Origin of the sequence: Burkholderia sp. AU33803 (genome assembly GCF_002223095.1) — a bacterium.
GTDB lineage: Bacteria > Pseudomonadota > Gammaproteobacteria > Burkholderiales > Burkholderiaceae > Burkholderia.
Genome location: NZ_NKFJ01000006.1, coordinates 1,062,938 through 1,085,570 on the forward strand (window position 1 = coordinate 1,062,938; position 22,633 = coordinate 1,085,570).

A 22,633-nucleotide genomic window follows, 5' to 3' on the forward strand; every position below is an offset into this window, starting at 1 on the left:
CGCGCTCAGGCCATGAAAAGCCCCCAGGCAGCGCAGCGCCGCGCGAGGGCTCGGGAAAGCGTTCCGGCCGGATCAAACGGCCCGTTCAGGCGCCGGCGTAACGACCCGAGCGGGGCGAGCCGGCTTGAAGCTGGCCGACCACGTCATCGCGGGCCGTTCGAACATCCGGTAGAACACATACGCGACCGGGATCGCGGCGGCCATGAACGCGAACGACGGCCAGATCGACAGCTGCAGCTCGGAATGGAACAGCACCGAGCCGAGACAGACGAACAGCGGCAGGTGGATCAGGTACAGCGAGTAGCTGAAGTCGCCGAACCAGCTCAGCACGCGCAGCGGCGGCGTCGGGCGCGGCGGACGGGCGAGCGCGCGGTACAGGAAGCACGCGAAGCCGGCCGACCACAGCTGGAACGCGCCGTACTGGCCGAAATGGAACGCGCCGCAGCCGGCGGCCAGCAGCACGGCAGCCGCGCCGTACCACGCACGCGACGGCACGGCGGCCGCGCCGCGGGCCGGCTGCGCGCGCACGTCGGCGATCCACGCGCCGATCGTCCAGGACAGCCAGTACGACGTGAAGAACTGCAGGTCGTGCCGTTCGAGCAGCCACGCCGACGCGACGTTGACGAGCGCGACCGCGGCCACGACCGCCGGCATGCCGATGCGCCGGCGGATCGCGAACAGCAGCGGGTAGATCGCGTAGAACTGCACTTCGAGCGACAGCGTCCACAGCGCGCCGTTCGACCCGTACGTGTAGCCGGCGACGCCCTGCAGCGAGAACAGGTTCACGAGGAACGCGACGAGGCCGACATCGCGGATCTTGTGGCTGACGGGCTCGATCTGCAGGCTGACCGAGTCGAGTGCGAACGTAAACAGCAGCGCGGCGAGCAGCACGGGGTAGATGCGCGCGAACCGGCGCACCCAGAAGTTCGGCGCGTCGAGCCGGTAGGCGGGATCGGCCGCGAGCTTGAGCGCCGCGTTGCGATGGATGCAGTAGCCGCTGATCACGAAGAAGATCGGCACGCCGGCGGAGCCCCACGCGAACGGGAAGGTCAGGTAGCCGGCGATCGCGCTCGGGGTGAGCGCATGGCCGTAAGCGTGATGGAAGCTTTGCATGCCGACCCAGACGACCTGGCGGCAGTGGAAATAGGCGACGAGCAGCGCCGCGAAGCCGCGCATCGCGTCGATCACGTGTTCCTTGTGATCGGCGACGGGCGGCGCGGCCAGAGACGATCCGCTGAAAGCTTGCATGCGATTCGATTCCTTGCGACGGATGGACGGGAAGTTTCATCCAATCGTAATGCGCAAGAATTCGATCAATGAATAAAAAAATCTCGCCGTGAAATATCGGAATTCCACATCATGGTTTTATCGCGTTCAGAAAGCGGCTCCGCGACGCGGGTCAATTATTTACCGATTTTTTTCTGATAGTTTGAAGCTCCAGTTGATTGATGCAAGGAGCGGCAAGATGGACATGCATTGGATCGCGAGCGCTGCAGTACTGCTGGTCATGGCCGTGCTGTCGGCGTACCGTGAGGCGCTGAAGAACGAACCGATTCGCCCGGGTCTCGAACGGGGCGGCGTGCCCTATATCGAGGAATTCGAATCGTAAGAATTTGTATCTGGAAAATCGGTAATTTGTTTCTGCCTCGGCACTCGGTCCGGCAATATCGACCGGGTTGAAAGGATTATATTTTTTCCGGAATCATTGGGCAATCAGTCCATATCGAAAATGAGCGGAGTCGAATTGGCCGTACCGTCGATTCTCGATATGCCGTTCGGAACACAATCGCGCCGGGTCGCGGGTCGACGCGGCGCAGTCAACGCAATCAGGATGCGAACATGTTGAAAGTCACCAAGGCCGTGTTCCCCGTCGCCGGTCTCGGCACGCGGTTCCTCCCGGCAACGAAGGCGAGCCCGAAGGAAATGTTGCCCGTCGTCGACAAGCCGCTGATCCAGTACGCGGTCGAGGAAGCGATCAACGCCGGTATCACCGAGATGATCTTCGTCACCGGTCGCAGCAAGCGCGCGATCGAGGATCACTTCGACAAGTCCTACGAGATCGAGGCCGAACTCGAGGCGCGCGGCAAGGAAAAGCTGCTCGAACTGGTGCGCGGCATCAAGCCGAGCCATGTGAACTGCTTCTACGTGCGCCAGCCGGAAGCGCTCGGCCTCGGCCACGCGGTGCTGTGTGCGGAGAAGCTGGTGCACGGCGAGCCGTTCGCGGTGATTCTCGCCGACGACCTGCTGCACGGCGAACAGCCGGTGCTCAAGCAGCTCGTCGACGTGTTCGACCACTATCACAGCTCGGTGATCGGGGTCGAGACGATCCCGCGCGAGGACAGCCGTTCGTACGGCGTCGTCGAAGGCCGCGAATGGGAAGAGGACATCATCAAGCTGTCGGGCATCATCGAGAAGCCGGCGCCGGAAGATGCGCCGTCGAATCTCGGCGTGGTCGGCCGCTACGTGTTCATGCCGACGATCTTCGATCACCTGCGCAAGCTTAAGCCGGGCGCCGGCGGCGAACTGCAGCTGACCGATGCGGTCCAGTCGCTGCTCGCGAACGAGCAGGTGCTCGCGTATCGCTACTACGGCACGCGCTTCGACTGCGGCAGCAAGATCGGCTATCTCAAGGCCACCGTCGAGCTCGCGCTCCAGCATCCGGAAGTGAGCCGCGAATTCGAGGCCTACCTGCGTACCTGCTTGCCCGCGCTGGCTGCTGTCGCCTAAGCAGTCGCGCGCTCCGTTGTTTCAGGTGGTGGTTGTTCCGTTGGCCCCGGCCGCTCGCGCGCCGGGGCTTTTTTGCGTGTGCGGGTGGCACCAGTGCACGATCGCCGTGCGAGCCGCCGGGGTGCGTGTCGTGGCGGATCGGCTTCAGGATCGGGGTTGCGTGCGGAGTGGGGCGCGCCGACGAGCGCGGACGTCACGGCTGAAACCGGTGCCGCGACGGGCGCTCGGATGACAGGATCGGCGGTTCGATTGCGCGATGCGCATCGACGTTCGTGACTGCATCGGTTTTGCCGGCGCCGGTCGATGACGCGACGGCTCGAGTGTTGAGCGTCAGCGCCGGGGTGTGGCATGAAGCACCGCTTCCTCGCTCGACCGTTGCCGCGTCCGTGCCGTATTCAACGCGCCGACGTGCTCGGCCGTGCGACGAAATACCGGGCCAGCATCGCGGCGACCGGCTTCTTGAAATCGAGCAGCCGCTTTTCGAGATAGCGCCAGGACAGGTGCGCGAGCAGCACGGCGAGCGCGAACTGCAGCAGTTCGGGTAGCGTGTCGCGGACGATTTCCGGGATGGTCACGTGCGCGACGTGCGCGGGCAGCACGCCGAAGCGCGCCGGAATGAGGTTGTGGAACAGGTAGAAGCCGTAGCTGATCGTGCCGAGATAGGCGAGCGGCGCCCAGTCGAGCAGCGCCACGACCGGATGCCCGGGTTCGCTGACGATCCACAGCAGCAGCGCGCCGAGCGACGCGGACAGGCCGAGATCCGCGAGCCCCGCGATCGCGTCGGGCAGCGGCGTGCAGGCCGGCAGCACGAGAAAGAACACGACGCCGGCCGCGCCGAGCCAGCCGGGCGGAACGCGGCGCACGGCGGCCGCGCCGCGATCGGCGAGCGCCATCGCGCCGACGCCGCCGAGCGCGATCAGCGCGAAATTCCACGGCGAAAACGCATAGATCAGCACCGGCGACGCGTCGCACAGGTAGAGCGCGAGATGCGCGAGCGCGCACAGTACGATGGCCGCGATGCCGAGCGCGACGTGTCGCGCGGCGGGCACCGCGAGCAGCGCGAGCGGTGCGATCAGATAGAACTGCTGTTCAACCGCGAGGCTCCAGAAGTGCGACGTGGAGCCCGGCCAGCCGTCCTTGACTGCGCCGATCCAGTAATTCGACAGGAACACCGCGTGCCACGCGAGCCCGAGATTGACGCCGCGCTGGTAGAACAGCGCGTGCGCGATCGCGAGCGCGGCGAGCAGCAGGTAATAGACGGGAAAGATCCGCAGCGCGCGTTTCGCGAGGAACAGCGCGAGCGCATGGCGGCGCGTCATGGTGCCGCGCTCGACCGCCTGGCGGTTGCGATGCAGCTCGCCGACGATCAGGAATCCGCTGATGAGGAAAAACGTCCACACGCCAAGCTTGCCGACGTCGACGGCAAGGACGTGGCCCTTGTGGGACAGGAAAACGAGGATGACGGCGAGGGCTCGCAGGCCGTCGAGTCCTTTGACGTATCTGGCTTCGCGCATGGAGGCATCCGGGCATTGAGCGAGCCCAGTATAGGTGCGCAAATATCGAACGTAATTCGCATTCGGGTGCCTACGTGAAGGCGTTTTTTGATGCTGGAGCGTCGATGAAATCGGTCGCATGCAAAAAAACCTGCGGGAAACCCCGCGAAAACGCATAAAAGTACTGCACGAAGCGTCAAGGCGCTTGTAGAATCCGGCGTTGAAGCGCGCGCGTTGCACGCTTCGTGTATCCAACGACCACACCTGGTAGGAGAAACATGGCGACTTCCGCAAAAAAGGTGGCCAAGAAGGCTGCCGCACCGGCCACCAAGAAAGTGGCTGCCAAAAAGGCTGCGCCCGCGAAGAAAGTAGTAGCCAAGAAGGTTGTCGCGAAGGCGGCACCGGCTGCTCCGACGCCGCTGAAGGACAAGTTCACGAAGGCATCGCTCGCAACGCACATCGCTGAGCGCGCAGCTGTCGAAGTGAAGGCTGTCAAGGCAGTGCTCGTCGCACTCGAGAACGTCGTGCTGGGCTCGGTTCACAAGAAGGGCGCGGGCGAGTTCACGCTGCCGGGTCTGCTGAAGATCACGGCGCAAGTCGTGCCGGCGAAGAAGAAGCGCTTCGGCAAGGATCCGTTCACGGGCGAAGAGCGTTGGTTCCCGGCGAAGCCGGCCAGCGTGCGCGTGAAGGCACGTGCGCTGAAGAAGCTGAAGGACGCAGCAGCGTAATGCTGCGCAGTGGCTGCCGAATGCATGTCGGCAGCCACTGCGATGTCCGACGATCCCCGCACGCGAAAGCGTGCGGGGATTTTTATTGCGCTGCGCAAATCGCGCGGCAGCGAAGCGGCGAAATGGCGGAAGGTCCGGTTCGACGCGTGACGCACGACGGAAGACGTGTCGCGCACGCGCGATGACGAGCGGCAATCCTCTGCGTGCTTGCAGCCGATCCGCCGCTGCCTGTCGCGCGCGTTGTGCCGGTTGCGTGCGCATCGTGAGGCACACGCATCGTGACTGAATGCATTCCGGACGAAATCGCAGCCCAGGTCACCGCCGCGTGCGACACGATCGAGCGGCATCTCGGCGCGACGCTCACGGCAATCCACCTGTTCGGATCGGCGCTCGACGGCGGACTGAAGCCGCGCAGTGACGTCGACCTGCTGGTGACGGTGTCGGCCCGGCCGGACGAATCGACGCGGCACGCACTGATGCTCGACCTGTTGGCCGTGTCGGCGCCGCCGGGTCGCGCCGGCGGCATGCGCGCACTGGAAGCGACCGTCGTCGCGCACGATGCGGTCGTGCCGTGGCGTCATCCGGCGCGTCGTGAATTGCAGTTCGGCGAGTGGCTGCGTCACGAGCTCGAGGCCGGCATCGTCGAACCGGCGCGCGTCGATCACGATCTGGCGATCCTGTTGACGAAGGTGCGGCAGCACAGTGTCGTGCTGGTTGGCGTGCCGGCGGCGGCGCTTTTCGAGCAGGTGCCCGCACGGGATTTTGTCGCCGCGCTGCTGTCGACCGTTGCGCAGTGGAATGCCGAACCGGACTGGCGCGGCGACGCGTGCAACGTGGTGCTCGCGCTCGCGCGCATCTGGTACAGCGCCGCGACCGGCAGGATCGCGCCGAAGGACGTCGCGGCGACATGGGTTCTGGAACGCCTGCCGCAAGCCTACCGGCCGGTTGTCGCGGCGGCGCGTGCCGCCTATCTCGGCGGCGAGGAAGACGCGGCGATCCTGTCGGGCGAACCCGTTGCCGCATTCATCGGCTACGCGCGGCGAACGGTCGAATCGATGCTGTCGACGTAGCGGTGGATGCCGCGCGCGTGCCCGGCTTGAGAGCGACGCCGATGAAGATCATCGGCACTGGCGCGGCAGTCGCACGCGGTCGAGCCGGATGCCTGTCGGCAACCCGGCGCGTCATCGCGCATGCGCCGTGCGACGTGCTGCTTCGTCAGCCCGCCGTACCGGCGTAGGCGGCTTTCAGCGCGGCGTCGTCGAGCTTGATCATCTGCATCATCGCGGCGGCCACGCGCGTGGCCTTGACGGTGTCCCGGTCGGACATCATCGGGATCAGCGTGTCCGGAACGATCTGCCACGACACGCCGTAGCGGTCTCTCAGCCAGCCGCAGGCGTCGGCCGTGCCGCCGTTGTCGAGCAGGGCATGCCAGTAGCGGTCGAGTTCCGCCTGGTCGGCGCAGCTGACCAGCAGCGAAATTGAATGGTTGAACGCATCGGTGCGCGGGTGGCTCATCGCGAAGAACGGTTGCCCGAACAGTTCGAACTCGACCATCCGCGTGCCGTCGGTGCCGGGCACCGTCGTGACGCGCACGACGCGCGAATCCGGAAAGATGCCCGCATAGAAAGCGGCGGCTTCTTCTGCTTCCGCCGCGTACCAGAGGAAAGGCGTGATCTTCTGAATCGTCATGGCGTATCTCCTGTGAATGGGGCGATGCGCGAACCGCGTGCCGCCATCGAGACGACGGATGACGATTGCCGAAATCGACACGCGTCGGCACATGGCGATCGCACCGGACGCGCGGTGCCGGCAGTGCGGATGGTAGTCGCTCGGCGGACGGATGGCGACCGGTGCGGCGCTTCGCAAACGGTGTTCCCGGTGCTTGGCAGCCGCCAGGCGCCGCTGCTGGCTCGCGGGCGTGGGTCGTGGCGCGGGTTGCGGTTCCCGGCCCGTGCGGGCGCTGCGGGCACGCGGGAGACGGACGAAAAAAAACCAGCCGCGGCCGAAACCGGGGCTGGCTTTCCAGGTCGGCGGCAAGGCGTCGGAGACGCCATGCACGCCGGAAACGTACTTCTTAGAACTTGTGACGCAGGCCGAGTGCGACCAGCTCTTGGGACTTCGTGCCGGCGATGCCGTACGAGCCGACCGAAGCTTGCGCTGCCGACGTCGTGCCGTCCGCGTTGAGTTGCGTGCCGCTCGCGTGCTGGTAAGCGCCGACCAGGTAGATGTCCGTGCGCTTCGACAGCGAGTAGTCGCCGCCCAGCGAGACCTGATGGTACTTGGCGTTCGTGTTGCCGCTCGCCTTCGTGTACGAGTAGCCGAGGCCCAGCAGCAGCGGCGGCGTGACCTGATACGTCACGAACCCGCGGCCCGTGTTGTATTTTTCGGTCGAACCGAAGCCCGACGATGCGTCCGGCTTGTACTGTGCATTGCTGTAACCGAGGCCGAACGTCACCGGGCCGAATGCGTACTGGCCTGCCACTTGAGCGATGCCGATCGACTTCGCCGACACGTAACCCGCGTTGATCGGACCGTCGACGATATTGTCCGACGTCGTCGAACCCCAGCCTGCGCGCGCGCCGGCTGCCGGCGTCGGGTTGTTCGCGTAGAAGTAGCCAGCAGCAACGCCGACCGGGCCGTTGTTGTAAGCGGCCGCGACCGACCACGTTTGGCCAGCGCCCGTCTTGCCAGCGACGCCGCCGAGGGCGTACATGCCTTCGACCTGGAAGCCGGCGAACACCGGCGACGTGTACTTGATTGCGTTGCTGACGCGCAGGCTGTTGTCGTTGTTGTCGACGTCGCCCGGCGTGGCGAACACGCTGCCGAAGTAGTTGTCAGCCGTCACGCCCTGGACCAGGTCGACGATCGGATCGTATTGGCGGCCGAGCGTCAGCGTGCCGTACTGATCGCTTTGCAGGCCGACGAAGGCCTGGCGACCGAACATCCGCTTGCCTTGGCCCAGTGCGCCCGACGTCGAGTCGAAACCGTTTTCCAACTGGAAGATCGCCTTCAGGCCGCCACCGAGGTCTTCTGCGCCCTTGAGGCCGAAGCGGCTGCCTTGCAGGTTGCCGCTACCCATCGACCACGCATTGTTACCTTGACCGTCGTTACCGTGAACATAGGTGATCGACGTGTCGATCACGCCGTACAGCGTCACGCTCGACTGGGCCTGTGCGGCACCAGCGGCGCCCAGCAGGGCGAGCGAGAGGGTCGAGAGAGCAAGTTTCTTCATCGTTGAATATCTCCACGCAAGTGATTCATCGTTATTTGTTGCGGATTGGAGAATAGCTCAGTGCCATCGACGCAAGAAAGCTTAAAAAATAAAGTGTCTCGAAAAGGTAACAGCGAGAAAAAGTCTATATATATCAAGCACATTAACGACTGTTTCTGTTTTTGAAAAAGTTGACAATTGCTGCGATGCGATTGTTTCGCGGGTTGATGCGTATCGTGGCAGGAAGCCTGTTTCGGCCCTTCCGCGCACGGAAATCGAAGCATGCAAACGTTTGCGATTGCGGCAACGAATGCGCGGGCGTGCAAAGAACGTGTCAACGCCGCGCGAATGCGCGGCGGGCAGCGGGGTTGCAAAGCGGCGGACGGGTGTGCGGGGCGTGCGGCGGTGCGGCGAAAGCGTTGGGTCAGTCGTCGCGCCTGCCGTCGGCGGGTCGATCGATGGCGCGATCGGCTTGAGCAGTAACGGCCGGTGTGGTGGTCGCGGCGGGCCGATGCGCGTTGCCGCGGGCGGCCGCGAATTCCGCGCCGAGCAGCAGCACGATCGCGGAGAAGTACAGCCACATCAGCAGGACCGCGAACGATCCGGCCGCGCCGAATGCACTCGCGGTGCCGGCGTGCGCGAGGTACAGCGCGAACAGCTTCTTGCCGCCGGAGAACAGGATCGCGGACACGATGCCGCCGATCGCGGCGTCACGCCATGCGACGCGCGCATCGGGCAGGAACTTCATCAGCGCGGCGAACGCGCCCGCGAGCACGGCGATCCCGACGAAGAACTGCACGAGGTTCGTGACGATCACGTACGGCGAATTGCCCAGCAGCCAGGTGCCGACGAACGTGATCGCGGTGTCGAGCACGAGCGACACGATCAGCAGGAACGCGACGCCGAGCACGAGCCCGAACGAGATCAGCCGCACGCGCACGAGCCCGAGCATGCTCGACCAGCGGTTCTCGGTGGCCGGCCAGATCACGCTGAGCGCGGCGCTGAGCGACGCGAAGGTGGCCGACGCGCCGATCGCGAGCGCGGCGAACGAGATCAGGGTGGCCAGGCCGCCGCGCTCGCCCGCGCGGTGCGCGTTCTGCACGATCGTCTGGATGCTGGCCGCCGCGTCGTCGCCGATCAGCTGGTGGGCCTGTTCGAACACCTGGCCGCGCGCGGCATCGTCGCCGTAGAACCAGCCGGCCACGGCGATCACCATCACGAGCATCGGCGCGAGCGAGAACGCGGAGAAAAAGGCGATGCCCGCGGCCATCGCGGAGCAGCGGTCGGACGAGAAGCGCTTGAACGCGGTGAGGGCCCAGTTGGCCTGTTCTTGCGCGAGACGGGTGGCTTCGGAGGTGATCTGTCGTTTCATGACGGTTCGGGTGCGCGCGGAACGCGGATCATCGTTGGTAATCAGACAATTCAGTATTGATCCGAAGATTCGAACATAGTTGCGCGAACTGTCTATAATTCCTTTCAGTTTCCTCACCCCCACAATAACGCCGAGACCAGCCATGCTACAAATGTCCCGGCGCCAGTTCCTGAAGGTGACGGCTACGTCGCTTGCCGGATCGAGTCTAGCCCTGATGGGCTTCTCTCCGTCCGAAGCGCTCGCCGAAGTCCGACAGTACAAGCTGGCGCGCACAGTCGAAACGCGCAACACCTGTCCCTACTGTTCAGTGGGTTGCGGCATCCTCATGTACAGCCTCGGAGACGGCGCGAAGAACGCCCAGCCGAGCATCATCCATATCGAAGGCGATCCCGACCATCCCGTCAATCGCGGCACGCTGTGCCCGAAGGGCGCGAGCCTGATCGACTTCATCCACAGCCCGAACCGCCTGACGCACCCCGAGTATCGTGCGCCCGGCTCGGACAAGTGGGAACCGATTTCGTGGAATGACGCGCTCGACCGCATCGCGAAGCTGATGAAGGCCGACCGCGACGCGAACTTCGTCGAGACGGCGGAAGACGGCTCCAAGGTCAACCGCTGGCTGACCACCGGCATGCTGGCCGCGTCGGCGGGCAGCAACGAAGTCGGCTACCTGACGCACAAGACCATCCGCAGTCTCGGGATGCTCGCATTCGACAATCAGGCGCGTGTCTGACATGGCCCGACGGTGGCAGGTCTTGCCCCGACGTTTGGCCGTGGAGCGATGACGAACCATTGGGTCGACATCAAGAACGCGGACGTGATTCTCGTGATGGGCGGCAATGCAGCCGAGGCCCATCCGTGCGGTTTCAAGTGGGTAACGGAGGCGAAGGCGCACCGCAAGGCGCGGCTGATCGTCGTCGACCCGCGCTTCACGCGTACGGCCTCGGTGGCCGACTACTACGCGCCGATCCGCACCGGCACCGACATCGTCTTCCTGGGCGGCGTCATCAACTATCTGCTGACGAACGACAAGATCCAGCATGAGTACGTGAAGAACTACACGGACTTCTCGTTCATCGTGCGCGAGGATTTCGCGTTCAACGACGGCATCTATTCCGGCTATGACGCCGAGAAGCACGCGTACCCGGACAAATCGAGCTGGGACTACGAGCGCGGCGACGACGGCTTCGTGAAGGTCGATCCGACGCTGCAGCATCCGCGCTGTGTTTACAACCTGCTGAAGCAGCACTACGCGCGCTATACGCCGGACATGGTCCAGCAGACGTGCGGCACGCCGAAGGAGAAATTCCTGAAGGTGTGCGAGATGCTCGCGACCACGGCCGTTCCCGGCCGCGCCGGCACGGTGCTGTACGCGCTCGGCTGGACGCACCACTCGATCGGCGCGCAGATCATCCGCACCGGTGCGATGGTGCAGTTGCTGCTCGGCAACATCGGCATCGCGGGCGGCGGGATGAACGCGCTGCGCGGCCACTCGAACATCCAGGGGTTGACCGACCTCGGGCTGATGTCGAACCTGCTGCCGGGCTACATGACGCTGCCGATGCAGGCCGAGCAGGATTTCGACGGCTACATCAAGAAGCGCGTGCAGTTGCCGCTGCGGCCGAACCAGTTGAGCTACTGGAAGAACTACAAGGCCTTCCACGTGAGCTTCATGAAGTCCTGGTGGGGCGATGCGGCGACCGCCGAGAACAACTGGGGCTACGACTACCTGCCGAAGCTGGACAAGCAGTACGACCTGCTGCAGGTGATCGAGCTGATGAATGCCGGCAAGATGAACGGCTACATCTGCCAGGGCTTCAACCCGCTTGCGGCGTCGCCGTCGAAGGTGAAGACGGCGGCCGGGCTCGCGAAGCTGAAGTGGCTCGTGATCATGGACCCGCTCGCCACCGAAACCTCCGAGTTCTGGAAGCATCACGGCGACTACAACGACGTCGATTCGTCGAAGATCCAGACCGAGGTGTTCCGTCTGCCGACCACGTGCTTCGCGGAGGAAAACGGTTCGCTCGTGAGTTCGAGCCGCGTGCTGCAATGGCACTGGAAGGGCGCGGAGCCGCCGGGCGAGGCGAAGAGCGACCTCGAGATCATGTCGGGGCTGTTCCTGCGCATGCGCAAGATGTACCAGACGGACGGCGGCAAGTATCCGGATCCGATCGTCAACCTGACCTGGCCGTACGCGAACCCGGAAAGCCCGACGCCCGAAGAGCTGGCAATGGAGTTCAACGGCAAGGCACTCGCCGACCTGCCCGATCCGAAGGATCCGACCAAGACGCTCGTGAAGAAGGGCGAGCAGCTGGCCGCGTTCGCGCAGCTGAAGGACGACGGCACGACCGCGAGCGGCTGCTGGATCTTCTGCGGTGCCTGGACGCAGGCCGGCAACCAGATGGGGCGGCGCGACAACGCCGACCCGACCGGCATCGGCCAGACGCTGAACTGGGCGTGGGCGTGGCCGGCGAACCGGCGGATCCTGTACAACCGCGCGTCGTGCGACGTTGCCGGCAAGCCGTTCGACCCGACCCGCAAGCTGATCGGCTGGAACGGCAGCGCGTGGAAGGGGGCCGACATTCCCGACTTCAAGGCGGACGAAGCGCCCGAGAACGGGATGGGGCCGTTCATCATGAACCCGGAAGGTGTCGCACGCTTCTTCGCCCGGGCGGGGATGAACGAAGGGCCGTTCCCCGAGCACTACGAGCCGTTCGAGACGCCGCTCGACGCGAACCCGCTGCACCCGAACAACCCGCAGGCGCTGAACAACCCGGCTGCCCGCGTGTTCCCGGTCGACCGCGCGTCGTTCGGCAAGGTGGCGGAGTTCCCGCACGTGGCGACGACGTACCGGCTCACCGAGCACTTCCACTACTGGACCAAGCATGCGCGGCTGAACTCGATCATCCAGCCCGAGCAATTCGTCGAGATCGGCGAAGACCTCGCGAAGGAAGTCGGCGTCGCGCATGGCGAGCGCGTGAAGGTGTCGTCCAAGCGCGGCTACATCATCGCGGTCGCCCTCGTCACGAAGCGGATCAAGCCGCTGACGGTCGACGGCAAGAAGGTCCAGACGGTCGGCGTCCCGTTGCACTGGGGCTTCAAGGGTCTGACGAAGCCCGGCTATCTCGCCAATACCCTGACTCCGTCCGTGGGTGACGGCAACTCCTATACACCGGAATTCAAGTCGTTCCTGGTGAAGGTCGAAAAGGCGTAAGGGGAAAGAGATGGCATTGCAATCGCTGGATATCAAGCGCGTCTCGGCCACCACGACGCCACCGCCCACGGTGCGCGAACCGGTGACCGGGAGTGTCGCCAAGCTGATCGACGTATCGAAGTGCATCGGCTGCAAGGCATGCCAGACGGCATGCATGGAGTGGAACGACCTGCGTGACGAGGTCGGCACCAACGTCGGCGTGTACGACAACCCGGCCGACCTGACCGAGCATTCGTGGACGGTCATGCGGTTCTCCGAATACGAGAACCCGGCCGGCGACCTCGAGTGGCTGATCCGCAAGGACGGCTGCATGCACTGCGAGGATCCGGGCTGCCTGAAGGCGTGTCCGTCGCCGGGCGCGATCGTGCAGTACAACAACGGGATCGTCGATTTCCACGAGGAGAACTGCATCGGTTGCGGCTATTGCGTGACCGGCTGCCCGTTCAACGTTCCGCGGATCTCGAAGAAGGATCATCGCGCATACAAGTGCACGCTCTGTTCCGACCGCGTCGCGGTCGGCCAGGAACCGGCCTGCGTGAAGACCTGCCCGACGGGCGCGATCGTGTTCGGCACCAAGGAGGACATGAAGCAGCACGCGGCCGAGCGGATCGAGGACCTGAAGGAGCGCGGCTTCGAGCATGCGGGGCTGTACGACCCGCAGGGCGTCGGCGGCACGCACGTGATGTACGTGCTGCACCACGCGGACAAGCCGTCGCTGTACCACGGGCTGCCCGACAACCCGTCGATCAGCCCGATGGTGAAGCTGTGGAAGGGCATCGCGAAACCGCTCGCGGTGGCCGGCCTCGCGCTGACTGCGCTTGCCGGGTTCTTCCACTATGTCCGGGTCGGTCCGAACGAGGTGAGCGACGACGAGGAACAGGCCGCGCGCGACGAGGCGCGACGCATCAAGGAGGACGCGAAATGAATCACGACGACCCCAACCTGATCGTCCGCTACTCGGCGAACGAGCGCACGAACCACTGGATCACCGCGATCACGTTCGTGCTGCTCGCGCTGTCCGGGCTCGCGCTGTTTCATCCGTCGATGTTCTGGCTGACCGCGCTGTTCGGCGGCGGCCAGTGGACGCGGATCCTGCATCCGTTCGTCGGCCTCGTGATGTTCGTGTCGTTTGCGATCCTGGTGGTGCGCTTCTGGCACCACAACGCGCTCGATGCGGACGATCGCCAGTGGCTCAAGCAGATCGGCGACGTGCTGACCAACCAGGAAGACAAGCTGCCGCCCGTCGGGCGCTATAACGCCGGGCAGAAGCTGCTATTCTTTACGTTGGTCGCGTGCCTGCTGCTGCTCCTGCTGTCGGGAGTCGTGATCTGGCGGCGCTACTTCTCGTTCTACTTCCCGATCGGGGTGATCCGCGCGGCCGCTGTCGTGCATGCCGTGGCGGCCTTCGTGCTGATCGCGAGCATCATCGTGCACATTTACGCGGCGTTGTGGGTGAAGGGCTCGATCGGCGCGATGGTGCGCGGCACCGTCACGCTGGGCTGGGCTCGCAAGCATCACCCGAAGTGGTTCCGTGAAAGCGTGAAATAACGCACCGGAGCGGGGCGGCTCGCCGATCGCGGCGGGCTGCTCCGTCATCCGTCGGAACCGCCTGAAGCGCCGACCTGTCGGCGCTTGTTTATTTGGAAGATATATTTGTGACACAACGCATCCTCGAACCGACCGAGATCTCGACCCTCGATCATTCGGCCATCCCGCGCTTTCGCCTGCCGGAGCGCGCCACCGCGTTCTCGGCGCGCGCCGCGCGGCTGCGCAAGCTGGCCGACCTGAACCCGATCAGCGGCTACCTGCGGCTGATGGCCACCGTCGCCGATGCGCAGCACGCGACGCTGCAAACGCTCGAACTGCCGCTGCCGTCGAAGGAAGCGATCGCGCGTGCGCAGGAGCATTCGATGCCGCTCGTGCCGGCGCTCGACGGCGAGCGCGATCCGCGCTGGCGGGCCGTGCTGTACGAACTGCTCGACCGCGTCGAAGGCGCCGGGCTCGTCAACCCGCAGCTCGCGAAGCTGCTCGACCGGCTGCGCCTGATGGCGCCCGCCGAACTGGACGCGCAAGCCGACGCGATCCTCGCGCTGCGTTTCGCCGAAGTCGACCCGGCTACCGCGCCGTTCCTGATGGCCGCGCTGCAGGTCGTGTGGACGGACCTCGCCAGCCGGGTTCCGCCGGCCGACGTCCCGTATCTCGACCAGCCGGGGCTGTGCCCCGTGTGCGGCACGCATCCGGTCGCGAGCGTCGTGCGGGTCGGCGGCCAGTACCAGGGCTACCGTTTCCTGCAATGCGGGCTGTGCACGACCGAGTGGCACATGGTGCGCACGAAGTGCTCGCACTGCGATTCGACCAAAGGCATCGCCTATCACGGGATCGAGGGCGGCAGCGAAGCCGTCAAGGCCGAATCGTGCGACGAGTGCAAGACCTATCGCAAGATCGGCTATCAGGACAAGGACTACGAGTTCGAGCCGCTGGCGGACGATCTCGCGAGTCTCACGCTCGACCTGCTGATGAACGAAGCCGGCTACCAGCGCAGTTCACCGAACCCGCTGCTGTGGCCGGATGTCTCGCGGGACGCGAATTGACGGCACGGGCCGGAGGGACGGTGCGCGAGCACCGGCGCCGGCCCGCTGCGAAGCATGAGACTGGAGCCTCAACGACGTGACCGAACCGGGTGTGAATGAACTGAATGCGGTACTGGCGCGCGTGCCGTCCGTCGAACGCGTGCTGTCGTCGGCGCCGCTGCAACCGCTCGTCGCGGAGTACGGCCGCACGCGCGTGCTGAACGCCGTGCGTGCCGAACTCGAACGCTGGCGTACCGCCGCGCAACACGATCCGGCGGCGGCCGAGCCGCTCGACGAGCCGCGCATCGCCGCGGCCGTCGCGCGCACGCTGGCCGCGCAGAGCGCGGGCGCGGTGCGCGCCGTGTTCAACCTGACCGGCACCGTGCTGCACACGAATCTCGGGCGCGCACTGTTGCCCGACGACGCGGTGCGCGCGGTGGTCGACGTGCTGACGCGGCCGGTCAACCTCGAATTCGATCTCGCCACGGGCCGCCGCGGCGACCGCGACGACCTGATCGACGATCTGCTGTGCGAACTGACGGGCGCGGAGGCTGCGACCGTCGTCAACAACAATGCGGCGGCCGTGCTGCTGGCGCTGTCGGCACTGGCGACGAAGCGGGAAGTCGTGGTGTCGCGCGGCGAGCTGGTCGAGATTGGCGGCGCATTCCGCATTCCCGACATCATGAGCCGCGCGGGGGCCAAGCTGCGCGAGGTCGGCACCACCAACCGCACCCATCTGCGCGACTACGCGGAAGCCGTCGGCCCGCGTACCGCGCTGCTGATGAAGGTGCATTGCAGCAACTACGCGATCAGCGGCTTCACGAAGGAGGCGACGCTCGCCGAACTCGCGCCGCTCGCGCGCGAGCATGGGCTGCCGGTGGCCGTCGATCTCGGCAGCGGCACGCTCGCCGACCTGTCGCAGTGGGGCTTGCCGCACGAGACGACCGTGCAGGAAACCGTCGCTGCCGGCGCAAACGTTGTCACGTTCAGCGGCGACAAGCTACTCGGCGGGCCGCAGGCCGGCCTGATCGTCGGCGATCGCGCGCTGATCGCGAAGATCAAGAAACATCCGCTCAAGCGCGCGCTGCGCGTCGGCAAGCTGACGCTCGCGGCGCTCGAGCCGGTGCTGCGCCTCTACCAGTCACCCGAGTTCCTGCGTGACCGGCTCACCACGCTGCGGCTGCTGACGCGCCCGCAGCGCGAGATCGCCGAGGCCGCCGAGCGCGTGCGTCCGGCGCTGCAGGCCACGCTCGGCAGCGGTTTCGACGTGACGGTCGAGCCGATGTTCAGCCAGATCGGCAGCGGCGCGCTGCCGGTCGACCAGTTGCCGAGCGCCGGGCTCGTCGTGCGCACGGCGGACGGCAAGCGCGGCGGCCGTGCCCTGGCGCAGCTCGAGAAACGGCTGCGCGAATGGCCGCGCCCGGTGATCGGCCGCGTCGCCGACAATGCACTGCGGCTCGACCTGCGCTGCCTCGAAGCCGACGACGAGGCGGTGTTCGTCGCGCAATGCGTGCCGCCCGCGGGGCCCGCTGCATGATCGTCGGTACCGCGGGACACATCGACCACGGCAAGACGACGCTGGTGCGCGCGCTGACGGGCGTCGACACCGATCGCCTGAAGGAAGAGAAGGCGCGCGGCATCTCGATCGAGCTCGGTTACGCGTATACGCCGCTCGACAACGGCGACGTGCTCGGCCTGATCGACGTGCCGGGCCACGAGAAGCTGATTCATACGATGGCGGCCGGCGCATGCGGGATCGACTTCGCGCTGCTCGTGATTGCCGCCGACGACGGCGTGATGCCGCAGACGCGCGAGCATCTCGCGATCCTGCAGCTGCTCGGCGTCATGCATGGCGCCGTCGCGCTGACGAAGTGCGATCGCGTCGACGCCGCGCGCGTGGCCGACGTGCGCGACGAGATCGTCACGTGGCTGAACGACTCGACGCTGGCCGGCGTGCCGATTTTCGAGACGCGTGCGACGGCTGCGGACGATCCGGGTGTCGCCGCGCTGAAGCGTTATCTGGCGGACGCGGCGATCGCGTGGCGTGCGCGCCGCGACGACGGGCTGTTCCGGCTCGCGGTCGATCGTGTGTTCACGCTTACTGGGCAGGGTACCGTCGTGACGGGCACCGCGTTCGCGGGCCGCGTCGCGACCGGCGACACGCTCGCGATCGTGCGCACGGGCGGCGCGGCCCGCGTGCGCAGCATCCATGCGCAGAACCGGCCGGTCGAGGCCGGCCGCGCAGGCGAGCGTTGCGCGCTGAATCTGGCCGGAGTCGACAAGGCCGAGGTCGAGCGAGGCGACACCGTCGCCGATGCGCGGCTCGTCGCGACGTCGCCGCGTCTCGACGTCGAGCTGACGCTGCTCGCGGATGCGGGGCTCACGCTGACGCACTGGGCGCCGCTGCACGTGCATCTCGGCACGCTGCATCGCGTCGCGCATGTCGCGCTGCTCGACGGCGATACGCTCGCGGCCGGCCAGCGGATGCGCGTGCAGCTGGTATTCGACGAGCCGGTGTTTGCGCTGCCGGGCGACCGCTTCATCGTCCGCAATCCGCAGGCGACGCGCACGGTCGGCGGCGGCCGCGTGCTCGATCCGTTCGGGCCGGCGCGCAAGCGTCGTACGCCTGCGCGCCGCGCATGGCTCGACGCGCTGGCCGAATGGCTCGACGCAGGCCGCCTCGATGCGCTGCTTGCGCAGGCGCCGCTCGGCATCCCGCGCGCGATGCTCACGCATCTGACGGGTTTCGCGCCGAATGCGCTGGCGTTGCCGGAAGACGCGCTGGCGATCGGGCAGCGCGACGCCGCGTCGAACGAAGGCGCGGTGATTGCCCAGGCGCACTGGCGCGCGCTGCAGACGCGGGCAATCGATACGCTGCGCGCGTATCACGAGCGCATGCCGGACGAGCAGGGGCTCGACGCCGCGCGGTTGCGGCGGATGGCCGCGCCGCTCGCCGGCGATACGCTGTGGCGCGCGCTCGTCGATGCGCTGGTGGCCGGCGGCGAAGTCGCGCGAAGCGGGCCGTGGCTGCATCTGCCGTCGCATGCGGTGAGCCTCGAGCCGCGCGAGGAGGCGCTGGCGCAGCAGCTGCTGCCGCTGATTCACGCGGGGCGCTTCGATCCGCCGTGGGTGCGCGACCTGGCCCGTGACACGGGCGCGGCTGAAGACGCGGTGCGCGCGTTGTTGCGCAAGCTCGCGCGGCGCGGCGACGTGCACCAGGTCGTGCGCGACCTGTTCTACCACGCGAGCGTGGTGCGCGAGCTGGCGGAACTGGTCGCGCATCTCGTGCCGTCGCGCGACGGCGGGCTCGATGCCGCGACGTTCCGCGATGCGACGGGGCTCGGCCGCAAGCGCGCGATCCAGATTCTCGAGTTCTTCGACCGGGTTGGGTATACTCGCTTCCACCGCGATCTTCACCTCCTGCGGCCTGACAGCGGTTGGGCGGGTATTCAGGCGTAGGCGCTCGTTGTTCTTTGGGTTCTTTTCCCCACGGAAGGCATTCGTATCCGGTGGTACGGCTGGACTTCAAATCCAGTTGGGGGTGTCAGACACTCCCGGGTAGGTTCGACTCCTGCTGCCTTCCGCCACCCCGTTTTCTTGTCGACCCGACACGCTTCAATCAACGTGCAATTGCACGACAGCACCGGCGATTGCAATTGCCAAAACTTGATCGGGAAAAGCACTAAAAGTTTGCGATTTTTTTCCGGGCTATAGTCGAATCACTGAAGGTAGACGCGGCGTCCCTTGCCGATATCGTTCAGGTAATGACTGTAGACGGATGCAGTATGAAAAATAAAATCGACAAGACCACCGGACCGATCTGGGGCGTGGCTGCAGGATTGCTTCTTGCTGGCGCGGGATTGAGTCTCGGCATTTTCCCGACGTCCCTGCAAAGCTCGGGAAGCGCGAACGACTTCATGGCGTCCGGTATTGCGATGCTCGGCATCTTCCTGGTCGTCTATGCGACACACGAGTTGCGAAGAAGGCGTCCGCACTGAGCGCATACGCGCTGCCGATCCAGGCAGGACGATCCGGGCCGGTTTGCCGGCTCGCGAATACGCTCGCCCGTCGCGCTACGTCTTGCTGATTTCGTGTTGATAAACGAGTTCGACGATGCGCTTCGTCGGAATGCTGGCGCGCAACCCTTCGACGCCGTCGATCGGAAACCACTTGCATTTCTCGATCTCGTTGTTTGCTTGCGGCGTCTGGTCCGGGCCGACTTCCGCGAAGAACACGTGATGGATTTTGGCGAGGCCGGTGAACTGCATCGAGTAGACGAGCGGCTGGCCGGTCATGCCCGTTTCTTCGCATAACTCGCGATGTGCGGCGTCGAGCGGCGTTTCCCCGCGCTTGATCGTGCCGCCGGGAAGGGCCCAGCGCGACGCCGCACGGGCAACGAGCAAGACCTGTTCGCCGCGGTAGCAGACGATGGTCGCGCGTTCCTTGACCGGGACGGTGCTCCCTTCAGGGGCGATATTGGGCGCTAGGGTTTGAGGCATGAAGCAATTCTAACCATCGCGGATCGATCGGCAAAGCGCGTCTGACGTGGTTTGACGATCGATCGTCACGGTTGCGTGTCCGGCCACGCCGCCGCTGCGTTTCGCAGGTTCGAGTCCATGCCCGGCCGGCGCCCGGTCGTCCGCGCCCAAGGGGCGGGGCGTCGGCATGAAGTGCGCCATGGGCTCGCCCTTCGCTTCGAATCGGGTGACGTTATCGCTCGATGCCTCGATGCGGGACATATCGTTCGCCATGAAAAAAGCCGCGCGCCCGATGCACCGGGCGCGCGGCTTGAGGGGAGCCGGTCAGGCGTGCCGCCGTTACTTCTTTTCCGGCAGGAACCAGTTCATCACGAGCGCGCAGATGCCGCCCGTCGCCACGCCCGATTCCAGCACGTTCTTCAGCGCGTGCGGCAGGCTGTTGAGGATGTCCGGCACTTGCGACACGCCGAGGCCGAGCGCGAGCGACACCGCGATGATCAGCAGTGCGCGACGATCGAGATGGACGCCCGCGAGGATGTTGATGCCCGATGCGGCCACCGCGCCGAACATCACCATCGCCGCGCCGCCGAGCACGGGCTCCGGCACGGCCTGCAGCACGCCGGCGACGACCGGGAACAGGCCGAGCACCACGAGCATCCCCGCGATCCAGATGCCGACGTAGCGGCTGGCGACGCCGGTGATCTGGATCACGCCGTTGTTCTGCGCGAATACCGAGCTCGGGAACGTGTTGTACACGCCGGCCAGCAGCGAGTTCGCGCCGTTCACGAGCACGCCGCCCTTGATACGCTGCATCCACACCGGGCCTTCGACCGGTTCGTTCGAGATCTTGCTGGTGGCCGTGACGTCGCCGATCGCCTCGAGCGACGTGACGAGGTAGATGATCAGCATCGGCACGAACAGCGCCCACGAGAAGCCGATGCCGAAGTGCAGCGGCGTCGGAACCTGGAACAGCGCGGCCTGGTGCATGCCGGTGAAATCGAGGCGGCCGAGGAACGCGGCCGCGAGATAGCCGATCACGAGCGCGATGACGAGCGCGGTGCTGCGCACCCACACGATCGGCACGCGGTTCAGCAGGATGATCGTGCCGAGCACGACGCCGGACAGCGTCAGGTTCTCCGCGCTCGCGAAGGTGCCCTTGGCCATCGCGCCAAAGCCGCCGCCCATGCTGATCAGGCCGACCTTGATCAGCGTGAGGCCGATCAGCAGCACGACGATGCCGGTGACGAGCGGCGTGATCAGGCGCTTCACGAACGGCAGGATGCGCGATACCCCCATCTCGACGAACGACCCGGCAATCACGACGCCGAAGATCGCGGCCATCACGGTCTCGACCGGCGTGCCTTGCTTGACCATCAGGCTGCCGCCGGCGATCAGCGGGCCGACGAAGTTGAAGCTCGTGCCCTGGACGATCAGCAGGCCGGCGCCGAGCGGGCCGAAACGCTTGCACTGGACGAAGGTAGCGATGCCGGAAATCACCAGCGACATCGACACGATCAGGGTCGTATCGCGGCTGGACACGCCGAGCGCCTGGCAGATCAGCAGGCCGGGCGTGACGATCGGCACGATGATCGCCAGCAGGTGCTGCAGCGCGGCGACGAAGGCAACCATCGGCGCCGGCCGGTCGTTCGGGCCGTAGACGAGGTCGCGGGCCGAATCTGCAGCGTCGGCGCCGTGGGCGGCGGGTTGGGCGGGAGAGGCGGGTTGCATGGCGAGCGGGCCGGACAAGGTGGAAAGTGCGGCATTTTAGCCGAACGGCCCGCCGGCGCCGCTGCAATAGCGGGGATTCGGCGGATCGGGAAAACGGTGGCGGATCGACGCGCGGGCCGGCCGTGGCCGCGGCGAGCGCCGGTCAGCGGGCCCGCCGCGACGCGGGGGCGCTCGGGATGGCAGTCGGGGCAGTGATCGCATGGAACCCGGGCAGCTCGGGAATCCGCTGCTCCATGAACTGCAGGAACGTGCGGGTCCGCAGCGGCAGATACCGGCGCGACGCATAGACGAGGTGCAGCGCATGCGGCGGCACCATGTCCCACTTCGGCAGCAACCGGACGAGCCGGCCGCTGTCGATCAGGTCCTGAACGAGCCACGCGGGCCCGCTGCCCACCGCGTTTCCGGTCAGGAAGCATTCCCGCAGCGCCATCGAACTGTTCACGCGATACCGGCCGTGCACCGGAACGACGACCTGCTCGCCGCCGCGCGCGAAGGCCAGTTCGTTGCCGATGTCCGCGCGCGCGTAGCCGACATACTCGTGCTTCACGAGGTCGTCCGGCCGGCGGAGCTTCGGCGCCCGCGCCACGTACGCCGGCGTGGCGACCAGCAGGCGCGGCGACGACGCGATGTGGCGCGCCACGGCATCCGGCGGCAGCAGCTGGCCGAGGCGAATGGCGACATCGACGCCTTCTTCGACGAGGTCGATCACGCGGTCGGTCAATTGGAGCTCGACCTCGATCTCGGGCCACGCAGCGAGGAATTCGAGCACGAGCGCGTTCAGTCTCAGCTCGCCCAGCCCCAGCGGCGCATTGACGACCAGCTTGCCGACCGGCCGCACCGTTTGGCCGCGCACCTCGGCCACCGCGCTCGCGTATTCGTCGATCACGCGCTTGCAGCGATCGTAGAACCGGCGGCCTTCGTCGGTGGGCGCGAGGCTCGTGGTCGAGCGTTCCAGGAGGCGAACGCCCAGTTCCTTTTCGAACGCGGCGACGATCTTGCTGATCGTCGGCTGGCCGGTGCCTTCCTCCCGCGCGACTGCCGAAAAATTGCCGAGCTCGATCGCGCGGACGAATACGCGCATGGATCGCAATGAATCCATCTTATTCCTTTCG

General features: G+C 66.0%; 20 protein-coding genes and 1 tRNA gene. 12 read left to right on the forward strand and 9 right to left on the reverse strand.

The window, feature by feature from the left end:
* Nucleotides 1-72: 72 nt before the first annotated feature.
* Nucleotides 73-1,248 (reverse strand): acyltransferase, encoded by a 1,176-nt coding sequence (locus CFB41_RS22065; protein ID WP_089457858.1) that lies wholly within the window; start codon nucleotides 1,246-1,248, stop codon nucleotides 73-75.
* Nucleotides 1,249-1,465: 217 nt separating this feature from the next.
* Between CFB41_RS22065 and CFB41_RS38250 the strand changes: the two genes are divergently transcribed.
* Entirely contained in the window at nucleotides 1,466-1,609 is a 144-nt protein-coding gene (locus CFB41_RS38250; protein WP_006479318.1) for a hypothetical protein, read from the forward strand.
* Between the two features lie 230 nt (nucleotides 1,610-1,839).
* On the forward strand, nucleotides 1,840-2,727 hold the full coding sequence (gene galU / locus CFB41_RS22070; RefSeq protein ID WP_011548079.1) for a UTP--glucose-1-phosphate uridylyltransferase GalU: 888 nt from the start codon (nucleotides 1,840-1,842) through the stop codon (nucleotides 2,725-2,727).
* A 395-nt stretch (nucleotides 2,728-3,122) separates the two neighbouring features.
* Here galU and CFB41_RS22075 read toward each other — a convergent pair whose 3' ends face one another.
* Nucleotides 3,123-4,241, reverse strand: coding sequence for an acyltransferase (locus tag CFB41_RS22075; protein WP_089457859.1), 1,119 nt, complete (start codon nucleotides 4,239-4,241; stop codon nucleotides 3,123-3,125).
* A gap of 257 nt (nucleotides 4,242-4,498) precedes the next feature.
* Here CFB41_RS22075 and CFB41_RS22085 point away from each other — a divergent pair, with 257 nt between their 5' ends.
* Both CFB41_RS22085 and CFB41_RS22090 read left to right on the forward strand, forming a co-directional pair.
* Nucleotides 4,499-4,948: an HU family DNA-binding protein gene (locus CFB41_RS22085; RefSeq protein WP_011355701.1), complete on the forward strand. Its 450-nt coding sequence runs from the start codon at nucleotides 4,499-4,501 to the stop codon at nucleotides 4,946-4,948.
* Nucleotides 4,949-5,226: 278 nt separating this feature from the next.
* Entirely contained in the window at nucleotides 5,227-6,018 is a 792-nt protein-coding gene (locus tag CFB41_RS22090; RefSeq protein WP_089457860.1) for an AadA family aminoglycoside 3''-O-nucleotidyltransferase, read from the forward strand.
* Nucleotides 6,019-6,163: 145 nt separating this feature from the next.
* Here CFB41_RS22090 and CFB41_RS22095 read toward each other — a convergent pair whose 3' ends face one another.
* The 3 genes from CFB41_RS22095 to CFB41_RS22105 all read right to left on the reverse strand — a co-directional run bounded on the left by CFB41_RS22095 (nucleotide 6,164) and on the right by CFB41_RS22105 (nucleotide 9,531).
* Nucleotides 6,164-6,637 carry a VOC family protein gene (locus CFB41_RS22095; RefSeq protein WP_089457861.1) on the reverse strand — a complete coding sequence of 158 codons (474 nt, stop codon included), beginning with the start codon at nucleotides 6,635-6,637 and terminating at the stop codon, nucleotides 6,164-6,166.
* Between the two features lie 385 nt (nucleotides 6,638-7,022).
* Nucleotides 7,023-8,180 carry a porin gene (locus tag CFB41_RS22100; protein WP_089457862.1) on the reverse strand — a complete coding sequence of 386 codons (1,158 nt, stop codon included), beginning with the start codon at nucleotides 8,178-8,180 and terminating at the stop codon, nucleotides 7,023-7,025.
* A gap of 403 nt (nucleotides 8,181-8,583) precedes the next feature.
* Complete coding sequence (locus tag CFB41_RS22105) at nucleotides 8,584-9,531, reverse strand: YihY/virulence factor BrkB family protein (protein WP_089457863.1); 948 nt, start codon at nucleotides 9,529-9,531, stop codon at nucleotides 8,584-8,586.
* A 142-nt stretch (nucleotides 9,532-9,673) separates the two neighbouring features.
* Here CFB41_RS22105 and fdnG point away from each other — a divergent pair, with 142 nt between their 5' ends.
* The 8 genes from fdnG to CFB41_RS22150 all read left to right on the forward strand — a co-directional run bounded on the left by fdnG (nucleotide 9,674) and on the right by CFB41_RS22150 (nucleotide 19,313).
* Nucleotides 9,674-12,745, forward strand: a complete 3,072-nt coding sequence (fdnG, locus tag CFB41_RS22115; protein WP_144029958.1) for a formate dehydrogenase-N subunit alpha — start codon at nucleotides 9,674-9,676, stop codon at nucleotides 12,743-12,745.
* A 10-nt stretch (nucleotides 12,746-12,755) separates the two neighbouring features.
* Complete coding sequence (fdxH, locus tag CFB41_RS22120; protein WP_089457866.1) at nucleotides 12,756-13,670, forward strand: formate dehydrogenase subunit beta; 915 nt, start codon at nucleotides 12,756-12,758, stop codon at nucleotides 13,668-13,670.
* Entirely contained in the window at nucleotides 13,667-14,293 is a 627-nt protein-coding gene (locus CFB41_RS22125; protein WP_011355693.1) for a formate dehydrogenase subunit gamma, read from the forward strand. The genes fdxH and CFB41_RS22125 overlap by 4 nt, the downstream gene beginning before the upstream one ends.
* 107 nt (nucleotides 14,294-14,400) lie before the next feature.
* On the forward strand, nucleotides 14,401-15,336 hold the full coding sequence (gene fdhE / locus CFB41_RS22130) for a formate dehydrogenase accessory protein FdhE (protein WP_179250128.1): 936 nt from the start codon (nucleotides 14,401-14,403) through the stop codon (nucleotides 15,334-15,336).
* Nucleotides 15,337-15,412: 76 nt separating this feature from the next.
* Nucleotides 15,413-16,852, forward strand: a complete 1,440-nt coding sequence (gene selA / locus CFB41_RS22135) for an L-seryl-tRNA(Sec) selenium transferase (protein WP_089457867.1) — start codon at nucleotides 15,413-15,415, stop codon at nucleotides 16,850-16,852.
* Nucleotides 16,849-18,774: a selenocysteine-specific translation elongation factor gene (gene selB / locus CFB41_RS22140; RefSeq protein ID WP_089458956.1), complete on the forward strand. Its 1,926-nt coding sequence runs from the start codon at nucleotides 16,849-16,851 to the stop codon at nucleotides 18,772-18,774. The genes selA and selB overlap by 4 nt, the downstream gene beginning before the upstream one ends.
* Nucleotides 18,775-18,806: 32 nt before the next feature.
* Nucleotides 18,807-18,902, forward strand: a tRNA-Sec gene (locus CFB41_RS22145).
* A 198-nt stretch (nucleotides 18,903-19,100) separates the two neighbouring features.
* Complete coding sequence (locus CFB41_RS22150; protein ID WP_089457868.1) at nucleotides 19,101-19,313, forward strand: hypothetical protein; 213 nt, start codon at nucleotides 19,101-19,103, stop codon at nucleotides 19,311-19,313.
* 75 nt (nucleotides 19,314-19,388) lie between these two features.
* On the opposite strand, the gene CFB41_RS22155 is transcribed toward CFB41_RS22150, so the two are convergent.
* The 4 genes from CFB41_RS22155 to CFB41_RS22170 form a co-directional block, all read right to left on the reverse strand.
* Nucleotides 19,389-19,814, reverse strand: a complete 426-nt coding sequence (locus CFB41_RS22155; RefSeq protein ID WP_089457869.1) for an NUDIX hydrolase — start codon at nucleotides 19,812-19,814, stop codon at nucleotides 19,389-19,391.
* Nucleotides 19,815-19,823: 9 nt separating this feature from the next.
* Nucleotides 19,824-20,066, reverse strand: coding sequence for a hypothetical protein (locus CFB41_RS22160; protein WP_089457870.1), 243 nt, complete (start codon nucleotides 20,064-20,066; stop codon nucleotides 19,824-19,826).
* 66 nt (nucleotides 20,067-20,132) lie between these two features.
* Nucleotides 20,133-21,521, reverse strand: coding sequence for a nucleobase:cation symporter-2 family protein (locus CFB41_RS22165; protein WP_089457871.1), 1,389 nt, complete (start codon nucleotides 21,519-21,521; stop codon nucleotides 20,133-20,135).
* A gap of 142 nt (nucleotides 21,522-21,663) precedes the next feature.
* On the reverse strand, nucleotides 21,664-22,620 hold the full coding sequence (locus CFB41_RS22170; RefSeq protein ID WP_089457872.1) for a LysR family transcriptional regulator: 957 nt from the start codon (nucleotides 22,618-22,620) through the stop codon (nucleotides 21,664-21,666).
* Nucleotides 22,621-22,633: the final 13 nt, after the last annotated feature.

Excerpts from the sequence above, each read along its gene's own strand:
- CFB41_RS22065 (WP_089457858.1), bottom strand. The coding sequence starts at position 1,248 with ATGCAAGCTTTCAGCGGATCGTCTCTGGCCGCGCCGCCCGTCGCCGAT.
- CFB41_RS38250 (WP_006479318.1), top strand. The coding sequence starts at position 1,466 with ATGGACATGCATTGGATCGCGAGCGCTGCAGTACTGCTGGTCATGGCC.
- galU (WP_011548079.1), top strand. The coding sequence starts at position 1,840 with ATGTTGAAAGTCACCAAGGCCGTGTTCCCCGTCGCCGGTCTCGGCACG.
- CFB41_RS22075 (WP_089457859.1), bottom strand. The coding sequence starts at position 4,241 with ATGCGCGAAGCCAGATACGTCAAAGGACTCGACGGCCTGCGAGCCCTC.
- CFB41_RS22085 (WP_011355701.1), top strand. The coding sequence starts at position 4,499 with ATGGCGACTTCCGCAAAAAAGGTGGCCAAGAAGGCTGCCGCACCGGCC.
- CFB41_RS22095 (WP_089457861.1), bottom strand. The coding sequence starts at position 6,637 with ATGACGATTCAGAAGATCACGCCTTTCCTCTGGTACGCGGCGGAAGCA.
- CFB41_RS22100 (WP_089457862.1), bottom strand. The coding sequence starts at position 8,180 with ATGAAGAAACTTGCTCTCTCGACCCTCTCGCTCGCCCTGCTGGGCGCC.
- CFB41_RS22105 (WP_089457863.1), bottom strand. The coding sequence starts at position 9,531 with ATGAAACGACAGATCACCTCCGAAGCCACCCGTCTCGCGCAAGAACAG.
- fdxH (WP_089457866.1), top strand. The coding sequence starts at position 12,756 with ATGGCATTGCAATCGCTGGATATCAAGCGCGTCTCGGCCACCACGACG.
- CFB41_RS22125 (WP_011355693.1), top strand. The coding sequence starts at position 13,667 with ATGAATCACGACGACCCCAACCTGATCGTCCGCTACTCGGCGAACGAG.
- selB (WP_089458956.1), top strand. The coding sequence starts at position 16,849 with ATGATCGTCGGTACCGCGGGACACATCGACCACGGCAAGACGACGCTG.
- CFB41_RS22150 (WP_089457868.1), top strand. The coding sequence starts at position 19,101 with ATGAAAAATAAAATCGACAAGACCACCGGACCGATCTGGGGCGTGGCT.
- CFB41_RS22155 (WP_089457869.1), bottom strand. The coding sequence starts at position 19,814 with ATGCCTCAAACCCTAGCGCCCAATATCGCCCCTGAAGGGAGCACCGTC.
- CFB41_RS22160 (WP_089457870.1), bottom strand. The coding sequence starts at position 20,066 with ATGGCGAACGATATGTCCCGCATCGAGGCATCGAGCGATAACGTCACC.
- CFB41_RS22165 (WP_089457871.1), bottom strand. The coding sequence starts at position 21,521 with ATGCAACCCGCCTCTCCCGCCCAACCCGCCGCCCACGGCGCCGACGCT.
- CFB41_RS22170 (WP_089457872.1), bottom strand. The coding sequence starts at position 22,620 with ATGGATTCATTGCGATCCATGCGCGTATTCGTCCGCGCGATCGAGCTC.